Source organism: Cellvibrio sp. UBA7671 (genome assembly GCA_002483145.1).
In the GTDB taxonomy this organism is placed as follows: domain Bacteria; phylum Pseudomonadota; class Gammaproteobacteria; order Pseudomonadales; family Cellvibrionaceae; genus Cellvibrio; species Cellvibrio fibrivorans.
Genome location: DLHJ01000003.1, coordinates 534,295 through 557,098 on the forward strand (window position 1 = coordinate 534,295; position 22,804 = coordinate 557,098).

The following is a 22,804-nucleotide window of genomic DNA, read 5'->3' on the forward strand; positions in this document are numbered from 1 at the left end:
TAGCTCGGTAGCGAGCACTGCTATTCACATCATTACCATTGCTTAGGGAACACACTATGAAACCGCTCATAAAAAGAAGCACACTCTGCCTGGCGATTGCCGCCGGCATTTCCGGTTACGCCCATGGCCAGGACACCAGCTCGGCGATCCTCGGTAAAATCACCGCACCCGATGGTTCACCCGCTGCTGACACCCGCATCATTGTTTTGCACGAGCCGTCCGGCACTGTTAGCGAAGTAAAAACCAACAGCTCCGGTAGCTATTCGATGAAAGGCCTGCGTATCGGCGGCCCCTACAAAATCACCATTGATTCGGATAGCTACCGCGATGCGGAAATGCGCGATTTGTTTCTGCAATTGGGTAAGACCCTGCGCCTCGACCAAACCCTCGAAACCCTTGATGCCAGCGATCTGGAAGAAGTGGTCGTGATCGGCACCGTCATCCCCTCCAGCACCAAGGGCGCCAGCTCGGTATTCGGTGAGGATGACATCAACAACACCCCGGCATTCGGGCGCGATATTAAAGACATTATCCGCAGCAACCCGCTGGTCGTTATCCAGGATGGCCAGCTGAGCATCGCCGGTAGCAACCCGCGCTTTAACAACATCACCGTGGACGGTATGGGCCAGAACGATGACTTTGGCCTCAACTTTGGCGGCTACCCAAGCTCGCGCCCACCCGTATCGCTCGATGCGGTAAGCCAAATCAGCGTCAACACCGCGCCCTTCACCGCAAAAGTGGGTGGTTTCTCTGGTGGTTTGGTGAATGTGGTAACCAAGTCCGGCACCAATGATTTACATGGCTCGATACGTGCTGACGGCACTAACGACAGCCTTTCGGGCGACCCTGAAACGGGTGACCTGGATCTAGGCGAAGAAAACTCTATGGGGCTCACACTCGGCGGCCCGATTCTGCAGGACAAAGCGTTTTATTTTGTCTCTTACGAAAGTCTGGAGCAGGACAACTCCGCACTCTTTGGCGTGAATGGCTCGGGCGCCAACACCAGCAATGTCACCCCGGCTGACTATGCGCAGTTTTTGCAGACACTGAACGACGTCTACGGCCTGACCGACTCAGTCGCTGGTGGCGTGGGTGAGCGCGACGAAAAACTGCTGGTCAAGTTTGATGTAAACCTGAGCGATGCACACCGCATGGATTTCAGCTATCAGCGGCAGGATAACGAACTCGATCGCAACAGCCCGGATGCAGCCTTCCAACTGCGCATGGACTCCAACTTTTTCACCATCAAGACAGTATCGGACACCTACAGTACCCATGTTTTCTCTGACTGGACTGATGCATTTAGCACCGCGATTGGCTTGTCCTACAAAGACCTGACAACGGATTCACAGAAGAAAACTGACCTGGGTCAGGTAACGGTCAATATCGGCAGCAACGCCATAGTGTTTGGTACCGATGCCGCGCGCCACGCCAATGTCGCCGACACCCAAACCTTGCAATTGCATCTGGATGGCACCTATTTGATGGGTGACCACGAACTGCGTTTTGGCTATCAGGGCCAGAGCGTGACCTACTACAACCTGTTTGGCCAACACACCTCAGGCACCTGGGTGTTCAGAAGCCTCGCCGATTTTGCGGCCAAAAAACCTTCCCAGCTCACCTACCGCAACGCCTATACCAATAATGCCGAAGATCTGGCCTATGAAGCGGAACGCACTACCCACGCGCTTTATGGGGAAGATAGCTGGACAGTCACACCGGATTTGTTACTCACCTTCGGCCTGCGCTATGAGCAGATCGCATCCGATGATGTACCCGCCGAAAACCCACGCTTTATGACCAGCTACGGTTACACCAATACCGAAAACCTGGACGGACTGGACATCATCCTGCCAAGGATCAACTTTAACTGGGACTTGAACGAGACCATGACCCTGCGCGGTGGTATCGGCCGTTTTAGCGGTGGCAAACCCAACGTCTGGGTCGCCAACTCCTTCACTGCCGATGGCATGACCGCTGTAGCTGCACCTAACAGTGCCACCAACGCTGCGATAGCTATTCCCGCTAATGTCGATTTCACCCAAGTGCCCGACTCGGTCGAAGCCTCACTGGTCAGAGGCGCTGGCAGCACCGCCTATGTCGATCCGGACTATGAGCTGGAATCGGATTGGCGCTACCAATTGGGCTGGGATCAGGAGCTGAACATTCCCTACCTGGGTGATGGCTACCTGTGGAGCACCGAGCTCAACTATATCGACAAGGAGAACTCCTCCTTCTGGGTGGACACCTCGCGCGAGGAAGCAAGGCGCACTGCCGACGGTAAACGCATAATTTATCGCAGTAGATACACAGGCAATCTGGCGGAAATTTCCGACATCATGCTCACCAATGCCGACAAAGACGGCCGCAGCATCATCTGGACCACCAACGTGAGTAAGGATTGGGACAATGGCGTGAACATGTTCGCGGCCTATACCCATCAAGACGTGACCGAGGTCAACCCCGGCACCAATTCTACCGCCGCCTCCAACTACAACTTCAACATGACCATCAACCGCAACGAGGAACTGGTGGGCACCAGTAACTACGAAATTGAACACCGTGTTGTGCTCAACCTGGGTTATACCGCCAACTGGTTTGGCGACAATGAAACACGCATCAACCTCGCCTTTGAACGCCGTTCCGGTCGCCCGTTGAGCTGGGCGCTGGATTCGTTTAACGACAACGACCTGGGCGATCAGCGCGAATTCCAAAGCAGCGATGCCTACCTGCCCTACATTCCCACCGGCCCCAACGACCCTAATATCGATTGGGCGGGCAGTGACTGGCCGGGTGCAACAACCCCCGAACAAAAATACGCCGCCATGTTGGACGTTATCAAAGGCGCGGGTGTTGAGGGTTACGCAGGCGGATATGTACCTAAAAACATCGCTACCCAACCCTGGGTGACCGACCTGGATTTAAGCATCCAGCAAGATATCCCCGGTTTTGCGGACGGCCACAAGGGCACCATTTACTTCACCATCGACAACTTACTCAACCTGCTCGATAGCAGCAAAGGCCAGGTACGCCGCATGGAGTTCCCACAGCAAACATTGTGGGATTACGACGTAAACGCCACCACCGGCCAATACCAATACGACGTGCGCTTCAACGGTATCAACACCAACAACTGGACTGAGTACGTGCCAGAAGAATCGGTGTGGCGCTTGAAGCTGGGCGTGAGTTACAGCTTCTAACCCTACCTCGCTTTCCCGTTAACGAACGCAGCTCCCGCCCTTTTGCCTCCCGGCAAAAGGGTTTGGGCAAGCTCGCGCTCAATTCCGGGCTTTTCACCTGTTCCACCGTTATTAACCCACCAATGCAACCTTTATTAATCCGCTGATATAAGGAGTTACGTGTTATGAAAAAGCTCGCCCTTGGTTTGATCGCTTTCGCCGCGCTCTGCTCTGCCACGACCCAAGCCGCCAACTGCGTTTACGGCTGCCCCACCGGAAAATCCGGTCAAGTTGTCACCCGCTCGATTTACACCATCAGCAATAACGCCACCACCAAGTTCGCCGATTGGGCAGCCTACCAAGTGACATCGGCCACCATTGATGGCCCCTCGCGCACCCGTACCTGGAAGGCCGACCCCAGCATCACCGCGGCCAATACCCTTGAACCGGCTGATTACACCAACGCTGCGGCACAATTGGGTACTGATCGCGGCCATCAGGTTCCCCTCGCTGCCTTTAGCAATACGGCCGATTGGGCGACTACCAATTATTTAACCAATATCACCCCGCAGGCCGCTGAATTGAATCAAGGCCCATGGGAGCGATTGGAAAATGCCGAGCGAGTTATTGCGCGCAGCGGCCAACCCGTTTTTGACGTCACCGGCCCACTGTATGAATGGTATTTCGGCTCACTGCCGGGTGCCGATGAATCGCACATCATTCCGTCCGGCTATTACAAAGTGGTCATCGCCGTTATCAGCGGCACAGTAAAAGCGTCGGCCTTCATCATGGAACAAGACTCTGCGCGCGCCGACAATTTCTGCAGCAAAGAAGTGACTATCGATGAAGTTGAACTGCGCGCTGGCATCAACGTGATGCCTACTTTATCCACCAGCATCCAGGCTCCGGTTGAACGGAGTTATGGCGGCCTGAAAAGCCAATTAGGTTGTTAACCGGGTTCGTGTTGTTCTCATGAGTGCCCCACTTGAGCGGGTCCGCCCGCTCCTTTTTTTGCGCAGGTTTTATTGAAATTAATGGCACTAAATTTGATGTGATTCTGTGGTCAGCTTTTTTAACTTCGCCAACACTGACACACGCCCAATGTCATTCAATACACTGCACAGAGATGAGCAATCACAATGAGAATTAACCATTTTCCGCACCTTTTTATTACAGCCACACTCAGCTTTTTGTTAGCCTGCAACTCCACCAGCACAACAAAACGGGACGCGAACGCTAACAACACTATGAACACCGCCAAACCCAGTGCAGAAGACGTTGCCAAAGCATTGAACCTCTCCGGCCATCTTGAAGGCGGATTTTTCCGTCGCACCTATCAAGCCGATGACTACGCAAAGCTTTCTACCGAGAAGGGCGAGCGTTTTATCCTCACCTCGATTTTTTACATGCTAACCAGCCAATCACCCATCGGCCATTTTCATTTGAACAAATCCGACATAGTCCACTACTACCACATGGGCGATCCGATTCGTTACACACTGATTTATCCCGATGGCAAACTCGAACAAGTAATTATGGGCAGCGATGTTACAAAAGGTGAATTGTTACAACTCACAGTGAAAGGCGGCATTTGGAAATCATCGGAATTATTAACGGGCGAGCACGGCTACGGTTTGATTAGCGAGGCCGTATCACCGGGGTTTGATTATGCGGATATGACCTTGGGGACAAACGAATTGCTGCAGGAAAAATTTCCGCAGCATTGGGGATTGGTTGAGCGGTTGGTGAAGCAGTAAACCCAAGTAAATAACTAAACCAGCTTTTTAGCAAAATGGATTTTTTCTTTGCCCTGCGCATTCACATGCACTCCTGTAATCGCATAACCCTGCGCGATTAACAGGAGCAGCATGGACCTGTATTGATTCATACTCTTGACCCGAATTTCTTTTGTTCCCCTTTCACCAACATGACGCTCCTGTTCTAATAAAAGCGCCTTTGCTATACCTCGCTTCCGATAATCAGGGTGAACACCACCGAGCCAACTGTAAAAGCAGTTATCATCTAGCCAGTAACCCAGCTTGTAGCCAACTAAGGCATTATCAATTTCAGCTACCAATAAAAGAAACTTTTTATCGGCAATACGCTCAGAAAAATAGCAACTATCGGAAATAGGCAAAAGCTCTTCAATTTGATTATGCACACGTAGAGCTTCATCAAGTGACCCTAAACGGATTTCCATAAACCTGCCATTACCAATTAACCACATCAATTGCATTACCGCTTTTTATAACATCAACCTTTTCATTGGCGCTGTTGACCTGCAATGTATGATAAACCGCAGCGCCCAATGAATCACCGGTGATCGTCAGATTGTAAGTACCATTGCTGACCGGAATCGTGTACGCACCGGTCGCGTAAACCGGATAAGACTTGCCATTGAAACTAATGGTGACGCCACTCATGCCTTCACCCACATCGTAAAAATCATTGTTATTGTTATCGCTATACACAACGCCAGTCAAATAATAACTGGAACCGGAGCGGGCAAAGTTCTGCGTTAACATGGAGGATAAATAATTAGTGCCATTCGATAAAAAATATCCCTGTTTCTGCCCAACTCCCAATTCGCGAAAATTGCCATTCAGGATATTGACTCTATGGCCCGGCGATTTAAATAAACCTTCGTGTTGCGAAACGGCATAACTGGTTAAATTAATACTCGCACCGGTAGTACCACCCCAGGCGATATTTTCGCCGCTTGTCCAACTACCCGAAAAAACATAACCCGCAGCAATCATCCGCTCAGTAGCGCTACTATTATTGTTACCTGTGTGCGAAAAAATATCCGCATCCAACATCCACTGCGAATGGATGCGCGCCGAATCAATTAACAATAAATTGTGTGCGAGTGGCTGTTTGGCAGCAGCGGTAATGGGCGTTCCGGTAATGCCATCATTTAAACCAATCCCCAAACGTGTAGCTTCGGCCTCCGGATTGGCGCGCGCACGGTTTACCAACTCAACTACCAACACTTCTTGCGCTGTCGGCTGTTTAGCTAAATCAATGAGTGACGGTGTTGCACTGACTTCACTGCTCGCCACACTTTCTGCGCCCGCACTTACCGCTGTGACCACGAAATAATAAGTCTCATCGTTGCGCAATGAACTAATCACACGCGGTGATGTAACATTTTGCAGACGGGTGCCATCATCAAAACTGGCGATATTAGCAATTAAAATATTCGCTTCAGATGCGTAGTAAATATTGTAACCAGTTGCACCAACCACTGGATTCCAGGTGAGCGTCACCGAGCCATTTGCGGGAACAGCTGAAATGTTTTGCGGCGCTGTAAGAGAAATAATTGATGATGCTGAAGATGAAGACGGGATGCTACTAGCTGAACTCATACTGCCAGGTGGCTGACTCGACAGGGTTGCACTGGAAGGCACAATACTCGCGGCGGATGACGCTGGCCTCGATGATGCGGGAGTATTGGAACCGCCCCCCGAACCACCACAAGATATAAGCGTTAATAATATAAAAAAAGAAAACAACCGCACTATTAGTGATGAGAAATTCATTGCGACACCTTGGACTCTATTCAGTGCCAAGATGGTAACAATTGCAATGAGATCTAAATGAGAAGGGTTACTCAGCTTGCAGTGAAATCCACACTCCCCTCCACAATAATCATATTCGCACTGGCATTGGCATTGCGCAGCGCATGGATGGACGCATATTCAGCACAAGTCGCCCAATGGTTGGCGGTGGCGAGATCGGGGAACTCCATCACCACCAAGCGTTTAGGTTGCCAATTACCACTGACCACTTGTGTCTGTGCACCGCGCACTAGATAGCGGCCGTTACAGGCAGCAACAGTGGGCGTTATTTTAGCGAGATACTCTTTATAGTTTTCCGGATTGTGCACTTCTATATCGACAATCACATAGGCAGCCATCATTTTTTCCTTACAAAAATATTATTGCGCACTGAGCCAGTCAATTAATGTTTTGCGTTCAAGCTCAGTCATCTGGTGAAAATTACCAAGCGGCATATAACCAGATTGTAATGCGGGCAAGGCGCGAATTTTTTGTACCGCAAGGCCAGTTGCAGAATCAATAATCAAACCGGCTGGTGCTGCTGCGAAACCGGGTTGCGATGGTGTAGCTGCATGGCAATTAGTACAGTGCACCTGAATGAGCTGGGTGATTTTTGCAGTCTCTATTGAAGCGGTTTCTGCGGTTTTTTGAATAGCACTGCCACCACCAACTGCACTGGTGTTTGTCGATGTGATCGACATCAACACAGCGATTACAATAATCCCAAGTAAACTGGTCACTAAAATGATTGGCTTCACATAACCCAAATGTTTAAGGTTAAAAAAGTGTCGCCCCCACGCCAAACATACACCAATTCCCACCAACACCAACCACGAATAAGCGTGACTATAGAGAAACGAATAGTGATTGCTGAGCATGCAAAAAATAACCGGCAAGGTTAAATAGTTATTGTGCGTAGAGCGCAACTTTGCAAATGCCATGGCGCAAGTATCAGGCGCTTCATTATTACTGACGGCGGCAACAAATTTACGCTGTGCCGGCATAATCCCCCAAAACACATTACCGGCCATCCAGGTCGCAATCATCGCCCCCACATGTAAATAGGCTGCACGCGCTGAAAATAATTGATGTGCGATATAACTCGCGAAGCTAATAATAACCAGCAGTGCGACGGCGATAACCAAACCACGTTTTACTAAAGGTGTGCGCAATAGTAATTCATAAACCAATTGCCCACCGAGAATAAACGCAATGCTGGCGACCACCGCCAACTCCGGCGATTGAATCAGCGTGTTGTGACCCACCAAATAGGTTTGCGCTTGCAGGTAGTACATTAAAATTAATAAACCGGTACCACTTAACCAGGTGCTGTAAGCCTCCCACTTAAACCAATGCAACTTCACCGGCATTTCGGGGGGGCGCAATTGGTATTTGGCGACCTCATAAATTCCACCGCCGTGAATTGCCCACAAATCTCCTTTCACCCCTTGATCCGTTTTCCATTGCGGTGGTGTGCGCAAACTTAAATCCAACCAAATAAAATAAAATGATGCACCTATCCAGGCAATGCCAGCGACCACATGAAACCAGCGAAAGGCGAGGTTCAACCACTCCAGCACCAGCGGGTTAATTACTCCATCCATACTAATGCTCCCTGTGTGCTATCGGTGCGGCGAAATGCCAACTTGCCCATAACGTAAGCGCGCGCGATATTGTGCTCATCGCCCAATGTCATTAATGCAAAGAGTTTTTCCGATAAGCTCTGCGCGGTTGATTGCCGCAGCGCTTGTAAAGGTGTTGCACCCAAATTGATAAGAATAAAATCTGCTTCCATTCCCTTTTCAAAATTGCCGATGCAATGATCCAATTGCAGGGCGCGTGCATTACCCAATGTGGCCATATAAAACCCTTTTAACGGATGCAAACATTGCCCTTGCAGTTGCAATACTTTGTAGGCTTCAGCAAGGGTGCGCAATTGCGAAAAACTGGTGCCACCACCAATATCAGTAGCGAGACTTACGGGAATTCCTGCGGCCTCCAAGCGCGCCATATTCAGCAGACCACTGCCAAGAAATAAATTGGATGTAGGGCAAAATGCAACACCGGATTGTGTCTGCGCCATGCGCACAACTTCTGCATCACTTAAATGGATACCGTGGCCAAATACACTGCGCGGCCCCAGCAAACCGTAATAGTCATAGACATCCAGGTAATCGCGCGCGCCCGGATAAAGTGATTTTATCCAGGCGATTTCCTGTTGGTTTTCCGAGAGATGGGTTTGCAAATAAATGCCGGGATAATCGCGATACAACTGACCCGTTACCATTAATTGTTCTGGTGAACTGGTAGGTGCAAAACGCGGCGTGAGCGCATACTGCAAGCGACCGGTATTGTGCCAGCATTCAATTAATTCGCGGCAATCTGCATCGCTGCTCGCAGGCGTATCCAATAATTCTGCAGGCGCATGGCGATCCATCATCACCTTACCGGCAATCATGCGCAGATTCATTTTTTCGGCGGCCGAAAAAAATGCATGCGTTGATTGGGCAAATACACTGGTATACACCATCGCCGTAGTGGTGCCATTTTGTAACAGAAATTTTAAGAAGGTATCGGCAGCAACAGCAGCAAAATCAGGATCAGAAAATTGCAATTCCGTCGGAAAGGTGTAGTTATTCAGCCAATCCAATAATTGTTCGCCGTAAGAGGCAATCACGCTGGTTTGCGGATAGTGGATATGGCTGTCGATAAACCCCGGCATCAATAAGTACTCGGGCGTATGGCGGCACTGCTGCAAATCCAGCCCCTGCCGCGCCATATCCTCGGCACTACCCAGCGCTTTGATGCGGCCGTTTTCCACCAGCAACACGCCATCGTCAAAGTATTCCATCCCCGCACCCGTAAGCGGATCAGGCACATCAGTGAAATGTAAAATTTGCGCGCGAAATGCACTTACATCAGAAGCAGTCATAACCAGCCTTAGAACTTAAAATATTTACTTCGTCATACCCGCGAACGCGGGTATCCATAACTGTCAACAACATGGACTCCTGCTTTTGCAGGAGTGACGATTCCCATCATCAATCTAACTGCCGCGATAAGTTGAATAGCCATAAGCATTCAGCAGTAGCGGCACGTGATAATGCTCGTGCACATTAACCACCTGAAAACTGATTTGAATTTCCGGATAAAAACTGTTTTTCCCCTGTTGCAGGTACCAATCGCCGATGGCGAAATACAACAGATAGGAACCAGCTTGTAATGTGAAATCATTTTCCCACTGCATGATGCGACCATCAGCATCGGTTGTGGCGCTGGCAATGGGCAGATTGGTGTCCAGACGATGCAAAGTGACCCGCACATCGGCAGCAGGCTTGCCTGCGTCCAAATTTAAAATGTGGGTGGTGATAGCTGCTTTTTTCATAATCTTTTCCGTCAATCACTTATTAACCATCAATTAATTTGGCGATCCGCAAACGTGTAATCTCCCCCTGCTCACGGGCGCCATTTTGTAATTCCACTTCACGCGGGTTATCAATTCTGTCTTGAAGTAAACGCAACATTTCTTCTGCGGATTTTCCGCTGGCGCAAACAATAAAAATAAAACCGTTTTTTTCTTCATACTCTTTATTAAGACGATATAAATCCCGGATAACGGATTCGTTTGCCTGCAAGACCTGCCCCTGCTCTTGCGTAGCACGCCCCGCATAACGGGAGCGGAGTAATTCGATATCGCCAATGCGCGCATGACCGGAAAAAGCCTCAAGAATTTCCTTTTCCTCCACACCCGTCCAAAAACAATTGGCAGTGGTCAATAGTTTTTCCAAATTAGCAAAGGGGCGCCGTTCAGCTACATGTTTTGCCCAGGATTGACAATGGCAACAACCGTAGAGCGCCGCTATAGCGTCTTCTTTTGGCAAGGCGTTAAATTCAGTTAGCGTCATCATTCAATCCTTTTAAAAAATCGCACTCTATTCACACAAAATTCCCGTTGTCTTTTGTACTTGCATAATCGTTTTAATTTCACGCCATGAAGTTGAACGCCCAACGTGTACCGGCACACGCTGGTAATACAGACTTTGCAATTGCGCAGCGATTGATACAGCCACCTCCATTGGCAATTTCCCTTTCACATCGGGCAAGCCAATTGGGCTGTACATTTTTTCGATTGCTTGTTCAGCAAAACCGGCATCGGCCAAACGTTTACGAAAACGTAGTGCTTTGGTTTGCGAACCAATCATCCCCATATAGGCAAAGCGCTGATCGGCCAGCAATGTTTTACAGAGTGCATAATCCAAGGCGTGATCGTGGGTAAAAATAATCACCCAGGCATCATCCGGTAAGTGCGCAATTGCTTCGGTGGGATCGGCACAAAATTCGTAGCGGCAATTCGCTGGCAAACTATTGGTCATTAATTCCGGGCGATTATCGATAACCCGAACCTGACACGGCAGCCCCGCAAGAATAGTCACCAGAGATTGGCATACATGCCCTGCACCGAAGAGTGCAATCTGCCAACTGCAGGCCGCAAAGGCTTCAAGCATTACCGTCACATTGCCACCACAACATTGCGCCGCTTCGGCTGCAAGCGGGATGGGTTTTAATATCTGACAGGTTTTATTTTGCGCGAGCAATTCACGCGCCTGCTGCACCAATAAAAATTCCAACTGGCCACCGCCGATAGTGTCGTAAGTAGCATCAGTGGTGATCACCATTTTGCTGCCGCCATCGCGCGGTGTTGAACCCTGAGTGTTAATAATGGTGGCGATCACATAACCACTGCCACTTTGTTGGCAGTGTTGGATTGCCGCTGACCAGTTGAGGATTGCCATTAGATTGCACCTCTTGTTACTAACGCTTTTGATTCACTAGGTTGATTAAACGCAATGCACTCTTGCAGCGCCCAATAAACTCGCTCGGGTGTTGCGGGCGTATCCAGACGCGGGCTGAATTGATAATTAGTCGTACTGCTACAGGCATCGCGCAGTGCTGCCCAAACTGAAATCGCCAACATCAACGGCGGTTCACCCACCGCTTTGGATAAATGTATGGTATTTTCCAAATTTGGCTCATCAAATAATTCCACATTAAAAATGTCCGGCACGTCAAACGCCGTGGGAATTTTATAATTTGCAGGGCTATTGGAAATAATGCGGCCCTTTTCATCCCACAATAATTCTTCTGTGGTCAGCCAACCCATACCCTGGATAAAACCACCTTCAATCTGGCCTATATCAATGGCAGGATTTAATGATTTACCAACGTCATGCAAAATATCCACACTTTCAACTTTATATTCACCCGTCAAACAATCGAGCGTCACTTCAGACACAGCTGCACCATTGGCGAAATATAAAAACGGCTGACCTTTAGCGGTAGCGCGATCATAGAAAATTTTGGGCGTGCGATAGTGCCCCGTTGCCGACAGCGCAACGCGATTGAGGTAAGCAAGTTTGATAAACGCAGGAAAAGCCAACTCCTGTTCACCGAGCACAACCACATCATTGTTAAATTGGATTTGTTCCGCCGTGATTTTAAAATGCTCGCACGCAAACGCTATTAAATCGGCTTTGATTTTATCGCAGGCATCTTTGGCGGCCATCCCATTTAAATCGGTACCCGAAGAAGCCGCTGTCGGAGACGTGTTAGGCACTTTATCGGTACGTGTCGATGACACCATTACGCGATGCACGCTCACTCCAAATGCACTGGCAACAATTTGCTGGATTTTGGTGTAGAGCCCCTGCCCCATTTCGGTACCGCCGTGGTTAATCAGCAAACTGCCGTCGGTATAAATTTGCAGAAGTGCACCAGCTTGGTTGAGATGCTTGGCAGTAAAGGAAATACCAAATTTTACCGGCGTTAAGGCAATACCTTTTTTAAGCGTGCGATGGGTGTTATTAAATTCGGTGATGGCGACGCGGCGCGCGCGATAATCAGAACTTTTTTCCAAGCGCTCAATTAATTCTGGCAATACATGTTGCTCGATTTTTTGTCCATAAGGCGTTTCATCCGCACCCGGTTGATAGAGGTTAGCTTTGCGTACATCAAGCGGGTCTTTGCCAAGTGCGCGCGCTATATCCTCTAGCAGGGTTTCAATCGCCATCATCCCTTTGGGGCCACCAAAACCGCGAAAGGCGGTATTGGACACTGTGTGAGTTTTGCAGCGCAGGCCGAGAATGCGCGCGTTATTTAAAAAGTAGGCGTTGTCTGCATGGAACATGGCGCGATCGACAATGCCTTCCGACAAATCCGGTGAGAACCCGCACTTGCCCGCAAGCAACATATCCACACCGAGTAATTTTCCGTCGCTGTTGAAACCTGCTTTCCAGCGATTTAAAAAATCGTGACGCTTGCCAGTTTGGATCATGTCATCGCGGCGCGGCATGCGGTAGCGCACCGGGCGGCGATTGCGCTGTGCAAATAATGCGGCGATACATGCGAGCGGTGCGGCCTGACTTTCTTTGCCACCAAATCCCCCGCCCATTCGGCGAACTTCAGCGACCACCAAATGAAATGGAATCGCCAATACTTCAGCGACTAATTTTTGCAGTTCCGTGGGATGTTGCGATGAGCTGATAACATGAATGCCGCCATCTTCCGTCAGTCTCGCTTCGCTGATTTGTCCTTCCAGATAAAAATGTTCCTGCCCACGCACATAAATCTCACCGCTTAGTTGATGTGGTGCGGATTCGATATTCGCCTCCGGGTCGCCAAGCAACAATTGGTGCTGCGGCAAAACAAAACTTTGTGCGGCGAGTGAATCTTCCACCGTTAATTGCGCTGGCAACTCTTCATAATCAATCTTTGCCAGGAGTGCGGCGCGTTGCGCTTCCACAAAACTGGTCGCAGCCACCGCAAAAATCGGTTGCCCAATAAATTCCACCACATCACCGGCAAGCAAGGGGTCACCCGCATACACAGGTGCGACATCCACTTTGCCGGGAATATCGCCTTGCACAATGACATCAATAACACCGGGAGCGGATTTAACCGCAGACAAATCCAGCGCACGAATACGCGCATGGGGTTTACTGGATTGGCCGGTGGCGACAAATAAAGTGCCGGGCATAAGCGGTAAATCATCCACATACTCCGCCGTACCTTGCACATGTTTGTGTGCGGATTCATGCGCGATGGAATGGCCTACTCCACCGGCGGCACTGCCCGTATGAGTAGCGGGCGATAATTCGGCATTAACAACGATTCTACGCATGGCTAAACAACCTCGTTTCAAGCGCTTTGCCCGAGGCTTCAGCCGCAAATTCATAACAGGCTTTTTTGAGCAGATTGCAGGCCATGGCCATGCGGTAAGCAGCGCTGGCGCGCACATCGCTCAAGGGCGAAAATTCGCTGTGCAACAAATCACAGGCTTGCGCAAGAATCTCTTCATCGACATCACCCGCCACACACCATTCCGTATTAGATAAAAATTGTTCGGTCATGCTGGCACGCTTGGGAATCGCGGCCATTCCACCAAAGGCAATTTTAAATTCGTTAGACGTTTGTCCACCCCAACAGAATGCCCCCATCACTGCCGAAATATCGTCTTCATAGCGTTTGGTGATTTTGAATAATTTGAGTGGCTGTGCGAGTTGCGCACGTGCAATGCGAATACGCGCGAGATATTCACCAACGCCCAGCGTTGTTTTTTTGTAGTCGCGATAAAAATTCGTCAGCAATTCACGACGAGCATTACCACTGCTATCAACTATTTCCAGCTCGGCATCCATCACCAATAGATAAGGCGGAGCATCGGCAATCGGCGAGGCATTACAAATATTGCCTCCTAGCGTTCCGCGATTGCGAATTTGGCGCGAGCCCAAACGTGCGAGCAATGCAACAAATTCCGGCGAGAGCTTCGCTAGCGCTTTTTCGATAGTGCTGTAATTTGCCGCTGCACCTAATACAACCTCATCGTCACTGATGTGGATTGCGCAGAGGCTGTCGATGCGATTAAGGTCAATCAGTTGCGGAAGTGACTTGTATTGCTGGGTAACTTCCAGCATCAAATCGGTTCCACCGGCAACAAGGCGCGCCTGCGGATATTCAACCAGCAAATGCTGTAGTGCCGCTTCGGTATGTGGCTGCCAATAATCGCTGACGCCATCGGACAAGTTTCTGCCGTAAGCGCGCGCAGGCTCGCCATCTATGCCCGCTAAAGGTGCATATGGCACCCAATTTTGCACAAAACTGGCCACTTGGGCAGGTTTTTTAAGGGCGGACAGGCCGGCATCGATAATCGGGCGATAACCCGTACAGCGACACAAATTGCCCGAGATTGCATCAATCACCGCTGCACGTTGCACCGCAATATCAGCCTCGGCCAAATCCGCGCCGCCCGCCAATTGCAGTCCCGCGAGCGACACAACAAAACCGGCCGTACAAAAACCGCACTGGGAACCGTGGCATTCCACCATCGCCGTCTGCACAGGATGCATTTCTTGCGGCGCTGCCGCCAAACCTTCTACCGTCACAATATGGCAATCCTGCAGACTGCCGAGCGGGCAAATACAGGCGTTGACTGTGCTGTAAGCCATAACATCCACGCCTTTGCGGCCAACCAACACAGTGCAGGCGCCGCAATCACCCGAGGCGCAACCCTCTTTGGTGCCCATCAGATGCTGCTGGCTACGCAGGTACTGCAACAGTGTCAGATCTGCCGCTGCCTCCGCCAACTCAACTGGAACATTGTTCACCACAAACCGCACAGACTTTCCTCCAACAGATCGACCCATGATTCAGGGCGAAGAACCTTTAAATGGTTATAGCCGATTTCAGCCAAACCGCTTTCTCTCCATCCTCGCTTTATCACCCAAAGCAAAAGTCTGGCCAGATAGACAATTTTTTATGCGTTTTTTGTCAAGACTGGTATTTCACAGTCGCTGGCATGCAATTTGCTCAAACCAGTCTATCTTTTTGTCCAGATAGTCAGGTTTATGAGCGAGTTGGTTTATGTCTGAAAAAAAGGCCATGCGCCTTGAATTGCTTTCCCTCACCAAAGCCTATCCGGGCTGCATCGCGAATGACGCGGTGAGCCTGCAAGTGGCTCCAGGGGAAATTCATGCGCTGCTGGGGGAAAACGGCGCGGGTAAAAGTACGCTGATGAAAATGATCTACGGTGTAGTAAAACCCGATTCCGGGCAAATGACCTGGAATGATCGCGAGGTCAACATCACCGGCCCGGCTCACGCTCGCCAACTCGGCATGGGCATGGTGTTCCAGCACTTCTCGTTATTTGAAACATTAACAGTGACCGAAAATATCGCGCTCTATTTAACGCCTGCAGAATACGGCACGCTCGATTTATTGCGCGCACGCATTCTTGCGGTGGGCGATGAATACGGCCTCGCGATAAATCCTGACCGCCTCGTACACAGCCTCTCGGTCGGTGAACAGCAGCGCGTGGAAATTATTCGCTGCCTGTTGCAAGACATCCAACTTTTAATTCTCGATGAACCCACCGCCGTGCTCACACCACCCGAGGTGGCGCAGCTGATCGAGGTATTAAAAAAACTCGCGCACAAAGGGTGCAGCATTTTATTTATCTCGCACAAATTGCACGAAGTAAATGCACTCTGCGACAAGGCCACCATACTGCGCGGCGGCAAGGTGACGGGCACCTGTATTCCCCGCGAAACCAGCCCTGGCGAAATGGCGCGCTTGATGCTCGGCGATGAATTGGAATTACAAGACACCATGCCCGCTGGCAACGCCGGTGAATGCCTGCTCGCACTCGATAAGATTGAAGTAAAACCGCGCGATGCCTTTGCTATTCACTTGCAGGATATTGAATTGCAATTACATGCGGGCGAAATTCTCGGCCTCGCTGGGGTTGCCGGTAACGGGCAAGATGAATTGGTGGATTTAATTAATGGCGAGCTGGGCAGCGATAGCGGCAGTTTAATTTTTCACGGAAAAGATATTGGCAATACCAGTGTGCAGGAGCGGCGCAATATGGGGCTAGGCGTTGTCCCCGCTGACCGTATCGGGCGCGGCGCTCTCGGCAATATGAGTCTGACCGAAAATAATTTGTTAACCAGTTATATCAACCAAACCGGAAAATTCGGCTGGCTGAATTGGCCCGCAATAAAAGCGCGCGCTGCCGAGATCATCTCAACTTACAAAGTCAAAGCAACAGGCGCCGAGGCCAGCGCCAAAAGTCTCTCCGGTGGTAACTTGCAAAAATTTATTATCGGCCGCGAGATTTTGCAGAATCCAAACGTGTTGGTGTGTTTTCATCCTACCTGGGGCGTTGATGTAGGCGCTGCGAATTTAATCCACCAGGAGTTGATTAAATTGCGCGACAAAGGCGCCGCGATTTTGGTGATCAGCGAAGACCTCGACGAACTCTATTTATTGGCTGATCGACTCGGCGCATTGTGCGGCGGGCGCTTATCACCGCTCGCACCAAAATCTGCTGTCCCACTCGCGCAACTCGGCCAGTGGATGACCGGGAATTTTGGCACTCTATCTACAGGCATCTCTACAGACACTGCTGCGGCGGAGGTGGCCCATGCGCATTGAAAAACGCCTGCACGATTCGCAGCTGATGGTGTATTTGTCGCCGCTGCTCGCGCTCTTATTAACGCTAATTTCCGGCGCCTTATTATTTGCATTGCTCGGCCGCCCACCGCTCGGCAGCCTCTACACGTTTTTTATTGCACCGATCAGCGACCTCTATGGTCTTTCTGAGCTTGCGGTAAAAGTCACACCGCTGTTGCTCTGTGCAATTGGTTTAACACTCTGCTTTAAAGCAAAAATCTGGAATATCGGCGCTGAAGGCCAATTTGTTTTTGGTGCATTAATTGGTGGAGCGGTGACATTACAACTGGCGGAGAGCGAAGGCTTTTGGGTACTGCCGGTGATTATCGCCAGCGGTGCACTCGCCGGTATGGCTTGGGCGGCAATTGCGGCGCTTCTACTGACACGATTCAACGCCAATGAAATTCTCACCACGATTATGCTCAATTATATAGCGGTAAATTTATTGCTCTGGGCAGTGCATGGCCCTCTGAAAGATCCAGACGGGCTTAATTTTCCCGAGTCAGCACTGTTTGCGAGCCAGACATTATTACCGGTGTTATTTGAGGATTATCGCGTGAGCATCGCCATTTTTATTGCGCTGTTTATGTTGGTGGTGATTTGGGTGGTGCTCACGCGCACGCTACTCGGCTTTCAATTGCGTGTGATGGGCGAGAACCACAACGCTGCGCGCTTTGCGGGATTTAATAGCAAAAAATTAATCTGGTTGCTGCTGTGTTTCAGTGGCGCCATGGCCGGGGTAGCAGCGATTTCTGAAACCAATGGTCCGGTAGGGCAACTGATCCCCACGCTTTCACTTGGTTATGGTTACGCCGCCATTATTGTGGTGTTTATGGGGCGCATGCATCCGCTCGGCATTTTGCTCGCCAGTTGTTTACTAGGGCTGACTTATCTCGGCGGCGAGATGGCGCAAATCGATCAGGGTTTACCAAAATCCATCACCGGATTATTCCAGGGCATGTTGCTGTTCTATCTGCTTGCCTGTGACTTGTTGATTAGCTATCGCGTGGTACCGAATTCGCGCAGCGTTAAACCTTCAGCTATCACTCAATAACTCGCAATAAAATTAAGAACACAGGTAAGATTTTATGGATATAGGTTTGATCGAAAATATTCTCTTCGCAATGGTGCGCACCGGCACGCCGCTGCTGTTAGTGGCGCTGGGCGCGATGATGTCGGAGCGTTCAGGCGTATTAAACCTCGGGCAAGAGGGCATGATTTTAGTGGGTGCCGCCTGCGGATTTATCGCCGCTTATGCGGGTGGTAGTTTGGGTTTGGGAGTGCTCGCTGCCGTTGCAGCAGGTATTTTTGTCTCATTAATTTTTGCGTTTATCGCACTCACTTTAATTTCCAATCAAGTCGCCACCGGCCTTGCACTCACCATTTTCGGCACAGGCTTAAGCGCTTTTCTTGGCGCCGCTTATGTAGGCCAAACCGTTACTGGTTTTGCGCCAATTGCGATTCCGTTTTTAAGCGATATCCCACTTATCGGCCAGGCATTATTTGCGCAGGATTTATTGGTGTATCTCTCGTTTATTTTATTTGCCGCTGTATTTGTGGTGATGCGTTACACACGTTTGGGATTAATTATCCGCGCCGTCGGCGAGAACCCAGAAGTTGCCCACGCACTGGGCTACAAAGTAATGGTGGTGCGCTACTGCGCAGTCATGTTTGGTGGAGCCATGGCGGGATTAGCGGGTGCTTATTTATCTCTCGCTTACACGCCCATGTGGTCAGAGGGGATTGCGGCCGGGCGCGGTTGGATTGCACTGGCGTTAGTGGTATTTGCCAGCTGGCGCACCGAGCGCATTTTATTCGGCGCCTGGCTATTTGGTTTTGCGAGTATCCTGCATTTGTTATTGCAGGGTTACGGTTATGAAATTTCGCCCAACCTGCTCGCCATGTTGCCCTATGTAATCACGATTATTGTGTTGGTGATGATGATGTATCGCCAAAAAAATCAGGGCTTATTTGCGCCGCGCTCGCTCGGGCAACCCTATCATCCGTTGAAATAAATTGGCATCCACTCAAATAAATTTGTAACAGCTAAATTTTTAAAAAAACCAAAACATCACAAGAGGAACCATCATGACCCTGTTAACACGAAAAACATTTCTCCGGTTGCTGGGTGCAGCCTCGCTGCTCACTCTTAGCGCCAGCGTCTTCGCTGCGCCGTTAAAAGTCGGTTTTGTTTACGTCAGCCCGATTGGCGATGCCGGTTGGACTTACCAACACGATGAAGCGCGCAAAATTGTGCAAAAAGAATTTGGCGATAAAATCGAAACCACTTTTGTTGAAAGCGTGGCCGAAGGTGCAGACGCCGAGCGTGTGATTCGCAATATGGCCTCACGCGGTTACGATTTAATTTTCACCACCTCATTTGGTTACATGAACCCCACTATTAAAGTGGCCAAAATGTTTCCCAAAGTAAAATTCGAACACGCCACCGGTTATAAAACTGCCGCCAACGTCGGTAATTATCAAGCGCGCGATTACGAAGGCCGCTACCTCGCCGGTATGGTCGCTGGCGCTATGAGTAAAAAAGAAGTGATCGGTTACGTAGGCGCATTTCCGATTCCCGAAGTGATTCGCGGCATCAACTCCTTTATGCTCGGCGCGCAAGCGGTGAATCCGAATGTCAAAATGAAAGTGGTCTGGGTCAACACCTGGCACGACCCAGCCAAAGAGCGCGAAGCGGCGGAAAGTTTGATATTGCAAGGTGCCGATGTACTCACCATGCACACTGACTCTGCGGCCACCATTCAAGCTGCAGAAGCCAAAGGCATTTACTCGGTTGGATTCAATTCCGATATGAGCGCTTATGGCCCCAAAACCCATTTGACCTCATCTACCCAACACTGGGAGAGTATTTACAGCGCAAAAATCAAAGCGGTATTGGATGGCACCTGGAAGCCAGAGGCAATTTGGCATGGCTTGAAAGAAAATGTAGTCGCACTCTCGCCGATGAATCCGGTAGTGCCGAAAGAGGTTGTCGCCAAAGTAGATGCGTATAAAATGGAAATGATCGCGGGCAAGCGCGCTGTCTATCAAGGCCCTATTTACGATCAGGCGGGCACACTGAAAGTCGCGGAAGGTAAAACCCTGAGCGATGAAGAATTGCATCAACAAAATTGGTATGTAAAAGGGATCGACGGGAAAATCCCGCAGTAACACTAACAACGCGGCTGTATCAACGTAAAGATTAGTTGCGTGCAGCCGCACTTTAACGCGAGAAACAATAACAATGGCAACCAAGACCACAGCGGTAAAAACAACAAGCGCAAACAATGCAGTAGCGGCACCCAGCAACAAAAAGACAACGACCGGCAAAGCCATCCCTACCAGTAAGAGTGCGGCGGTAAAAACTATGGTGACTAAAAAGGCAGAAACATCGCTGGATTTTAATCCCACTGAAACGCCCACCGGAAAATACAAACCGGGCAAAATCCGCGATCGCAATCTCACCAATATTATTAACGCGGCAGAGGAAGAATTTGTACACAATGGCTTTCGCGGCGCGAGTATCCAGAACATCGCCGACCGCGCGGGCATCCCCAAAGCCAATGTGCATTATTACTTTAAAAGTAAAACGAATTTGTACGTCGCGGTGCTCGATAACATTATTAATTTGTGGAACGACCTGCTCGGTGAAATCACGGTAGATGATGATCCCGCTGACGTATTGGATCGTTTTATTCGCAAAAAAGTCGAGCTGTCTTATACCCATCCACGCGCATCCAAACTTTATGCGATGGAAATGATTCAGGGCGCGCCGCATTTGAAAGGTTATATCCGCACCGAGATGCGCCAGTTCGTACGCCGCAAGGTGCAGATAATCGAGCAGTGGATTGAACTCGGGCGCATGGACAAGGTCGATCCTATGCATTTGATTTTTTTAATCTGGTCATCGACGCAACACTATGCGGATTTCGATGTGAAAATTCTCACGGTGATGAACCGGGCAGAATATGAGCCGGATATGATCAAAGATATTTCCGATTTTTTAAGCCATATGATTTTAAAAGGCTGCGGCCTCAAACCACCCGCGACAGAACCACCTGCCGCCTAATTTTTCACTGCAACCAGTAGTAAACCCCAATGACATCTTCTGCTTACGGCAGCACACACAGTGCTGCCATCTGGATTAAACATCCGCGCGCCTGTTGGACAGGTAATTCACAAGACGCCAGCAATGGCTTGGTGATTCAAGGCAATAACATTATTGAATTGGTTGCCGCAGGGAAATCACCCGATAGCGTTTACGATTACAGTTTCGATGCCTCTGACCATGTGGTTTTGCCGGGTCTGATTAATTGCCATCACCACTTTTACCAAACGCTCACCCGCGCACTGCCCGGCGCACTCAACAAAGAATTATTTCCCTGGCTGCAAGCGCTCTATCCGGTCTGGTCAAATTTAAATGACGAGGCAATTTTTGCATCTACGCAATTAGCGTTAAGCGAATTATTGCTGTCAGGTTGTACCACAGCCGCCGATCATCACTATGTATTCAGCAGCATTATGCCGCACGCGATTGATGCGCAAGTTGCCGCCGCCAAAACCATCGGCAACCGCGTAACCTTAACACGCGGCTCCATGAGCCTCGGCCAATCCAAAGGGGGTTTGCCACCGGATTCGGTGGTGGAGAGCGATGAAAAAATCCTCAGCGAAAGCGAGCGTTTAATTAATAGCTATCACGACACCAGCGAAGATTCCTTTTGCAAAATCGCCCTCGCTCCTTGCTCACCTTTTTCTGTAACGCCAGATTTAATGCGTGCAACCGCTGTGCTCGCGCAACAAAAAGATGTGTTGCTGCACACCCATCTAGGTGAAACCGAAGATGAAAATAATTTCTGCCTGAAACAATTTGGTATGCGCCCGGTGGATTATCTGGATGATGTAGGCTGGTTAAACAACCGCGTCTGGCTTGCCCACGGCATTCATTTTAATGAAGAAGAAATTGCACGCTTGGGCCACGCCTACGTCGGCGTCTGCCACTGCCCCACCTCCAACATGCTCCTCGCCTCCGGCATGTGCCACACTCGCGATTTACAACGCGCAGGCGCACCGGTCGGTTTGGGTGTCGATGGCTCTGCATCCAACGACGGCTCCAATATGATTCAAGAAGTTCGCCAAGCCATGCTGCTCCAAAAACTCCGCTACGGCTCCGCGAATTTCACGCATATCGATGCTCTAAAACTCGCAACCTCTGGTAGCGCAAAATTATTACACCGCCCCGAACTCGGCGAACTCGCCGTCGGCAAAAAAGCCGACCTCGCCCTATTTTCCCTAAACCAACCCCGCTTCTCCGGCCACGGCGACCCACTCGCCGCATTAATTCTATGCGGCGCCCACAAAGCGGATTACGTGATGGTTGCGGGTGAATGGAAAGTGAAAAACGGTGAAATGGTGGATGTGGATATTAATGATGTGATGGCACGACATGGGGTTGTGGCAAAACGGTTACGCGAGATGGCGGCGTAATATCGTAGGTTGGGCAGCAATGCCCAACATGACACATGTCCGCAGCCTACCCCCCCTTATAAAACACTTTTTTTT

Annotated in this window: 19 protein-coding genes; 9 read left to right on the top strand and 10 right to left on the bottom strand. The window is 50.0% G+C overall.

The genetic code is table 11. The features are described 5' to 3' along the window. Nucleotides 1–56: 56 nt before the first annotated feature. The 3 genes from B4E62_RS04930 to B4E62_RS04940 all read left to right on the top strand — a co-directional run bounded on the left by B4E62_RS04930 (nt 57) and on the right by B4E62_RS04940 (nt 4,936). Nucleotides 57–3,200 (top strand): TonB-dependent receptor, encoded by a 3,144-nt coding sequence (locus B4E62_RS04930; protein WP_331351301.1) that lies wholly within the window; start codon nt 57–59, stop codon nt 3,198–3,200. 164 nt (nt 3,201–3,364) lie between these two features. Continuing rightward, nucleotides 3,365–4,132 carry a DNA/RNA non-specific endonuclease gene (locus tag B4E62_RS04935; protein ID WP_331351302.1) on the top strand — a complete coding sequence of 256 codons (768 nt, stop codon included), beginning with the start codon at nt 3,365–3,367 and terminating at the stop codon, nt 4,130–4,132. 186 nt (nt 4,133–4,318) lie between these two features. Continuing rightward, nucleotides 4,319–4,936, top strand: a complete 618-nt coding sequence (locus B4E62_RS04940; protein WP_331351303.1) for a cupin domain-containing protein — start codon at nt 4,319–4,321, stop codon at nt 4,934–4,936. A 14-nt stretch (nt 4,937–4,950) separates the two neighbouring features. Here the strand turns inward: B4E62_RS04940 and B4E62_RS04945 are convergent, their stop codons facing one another. The 10 genes from B4E62_RS04945 to xdhA form a co-directional block, all read right to left on the bottom strand. After that, nucleotides 4,951–5,379 carry a GNAT family N-acetyltransferase gene (locus tag B4E62_RS04945; RefSeq protein ID WP_331351304.1) on the bottom strand — a complete coding sequence of 143 codons (429 nt, stop codon included), beginning with the start codon at nt 5,377–5,379 and terminating at the stop codon, nt 4,951–4,953. A gap of 10 nt (nt 5,380–5,389) precedes the next feature. After that, nucleotides 5,390–6,721: a CAP domain-containing protein gene (locus tag B4E62_RS04950; protein ID WP_310073018.1), complete on the bottom strand. Its 1,332-nt coding sequence runs from the start codon at nt 6,719–6,721 to the stop codon at nt 5,390–5,392. A 71-nt stretch (nt 6,722–6,792) separates the two neighbouring features. Further along, nucleotides 6,793–7,101, bottom strand: coding sequence for a DUF1330 domain-containing protein (locus B4E62_RS04955; RefSeq protein ID WP_331351305.1), 309 nt, complete (start codon nt 7,099–7,101; stop codon nt 6,793–6,795). 18 nt (nt 7,102–7,119) lie between these two features. Next, nucleotides 7,120–8,343 (bottom strand): urate hydroxylase PuuD, encoded by a 1,224-nt coding sequence (locus B4E62_RS04960; RefSeq protein ID WP_331351306.1) that lies wholly within the window; start codon nt 8,341–8,343, stop codon nt 7,120–7,122. Beyond that, nucleotides 8,331–9,671, bottom strand: coding sequence for a guanine deaminase (gene guaD / locus B4E62_RS04965; protein WP_331351307.1), 1,341 nt, complete (start codon nt 9,669–9,671; stop codon nt 8,331–8,333). The genes B4E62_RS04960 and guaD overlap by 13 nt, the downstream gene beginning before the upstream one ends. A gap of 114 nt (nt 9,672–9,785) precedes the next feature. Beyond that, nucleotides 9,786–10,124, bottom strand: coding sequence for a hydroxyisourate hydrolase (uraH, locus tag B4E62_RS04970; protein WP_331351308.1), 339 nt, complete (start codon nt 10,122–10,124; stop codon nt 9,786–9,788). 22 nt (nt 10,125–10,146) lie between these two features. Then, nucleotides 10,147–10,647, bottom strand: coding sequence for a 2-oxo-4-hydroxy-4-carboxy-5-ureidoimidazoline decarboxylase (uraD, locus tag B4E62_RS04975; protein ID WP_331351309.1), 501 nt, complete (start codon nt 10,645–10,647; stop codon nt 10,147–10,149). A 24-nt stretch (nt 10,648–10,671) separates the two neighbouring features. Then, nucleotides 10,672–11,532: a xanthine dehydrogenase accessory protein XdhC gene (gene xdhC / locus B4E62_RS04980; RefSeq protein WP_331351310.1), complete on the bottom strand. Its 861-nt coding sequence runs from the start codon at nt 11,530–11,532 to the stop codon at nt 10,672–10,674. Next, a complete protein-coding gene (gene xdhB, locus B4E62_RS04985) occupies nt 11,532–13,916 on the bottom strand; it encodes a xanthine dehydrogenase molybdopterin binding subunit (protein ID WP_331351311.1) in 2,385 nt (794 codons plus the stop codon). Before xdhB ends, xdhC begins: the two co-directional genes overlap by 1 nt. Next, nucleotides 13,909–15,411: a xanthine dehydrogenase small subunit gene (gene xdhA, locus B4E62_RS04990; protein ID WP_331351312.1), complete on the bottom strand. Its 1,503-nt coding sequence runs from the start codon at nt 15,409–15,411 to the stop codon at nt 13,909–13,911. Before xdhA ends, xdhB begins: the two co-directional genes overlap by 8 nt. 244 nt (nt 15,412–15,655) lie before the next feature. On the opposite strand from xdhA, the gene B4E62_RS04995 reads away from it, so the two are divergent. The 6 genes from B4E62_RS04995 to B4E62_RS05020 all read left to right on the top strand — a co-directional run bounded on the left by B4E62_RS04995 (nt 15,656) and on the right by B4E62_RS05020 (nt 22,729). Continuing rightward, nucleotides 15,656–17,227 (top strand): ABC transporter ATP-binding protein, encoded by a 1,572-nt coding sequence (locus B4E62_RS04995; protein ID WP_310073035.1) that lies wholly within the window; start codon nt 15,656–15,658, stop codon nt 17,225–17,227. Further along, nucleotides 17,217–18,299, top strand: a complete 1,083-nt coding sequence (locus B4E62_RS05000) for an ABC transporter permease (RefSeq protein ID WP_310073038.1) — start codon at nt 17,217–17,219, stop codon at nt 18,297–18,299. The genes B4E62_RS04995 and B4E62_RS05000 overlap by 11 nt, the downstream gene beginning before the upstream one ends. Before the next feature lie 34 nt (nt 18,300–18,333). Further along, entirely contained in the window at nt 18,334–19,260 is a 927-nt protein-coding gene (locus B4E62_RS05005; RefSeq protein WP_310073040.1) for an ABC transporter permease, read from the top strand. A 73-nt stretch (nt 19,261–19,333) separates the two neighbouring features. Then, on the top strand, nt 19,334–20,416 hold the full coding sequence (locus B4E62_RS05010) for a BMP family ABC transporter substrate-binding protein (protein ID WP_331351313.1): 1,083 nt from the start codon (nt 19,334–19,336) through the stop codon (nt 20,414–20,416). Between the two features lie 73 nt (nt 20,417–20,489). Next, nucleotides 20,490–21,314: a TetR/AcrR family transcriptional regulator gene (locus B4E62_RS05015; protein ID WP_331351314.1), complete on the top strand. Its 825-nt coding sequence runs from the start codon at nt 20,490–20,492 to the stop codon at nt 21,312–21,314. A 29-nt stretch (nt 21,315–21,343) separates the two neighbouring features. Continuing rightward, the gene (locus B4E62_RS05020) at nt 21,344–22,729 is read left to right on the top strand and encodes an 8-oxoguanine deaminase (RefSeq protein ID WP_331351315.1); all 1,386 of its coding nucleotides are present in this window, start codon (nt 21,344–21,346) and stop codon (nt 22,727–22,729) included. Nucleotides 22,730–22,804 lie beyond the last annotated feature (75 nt).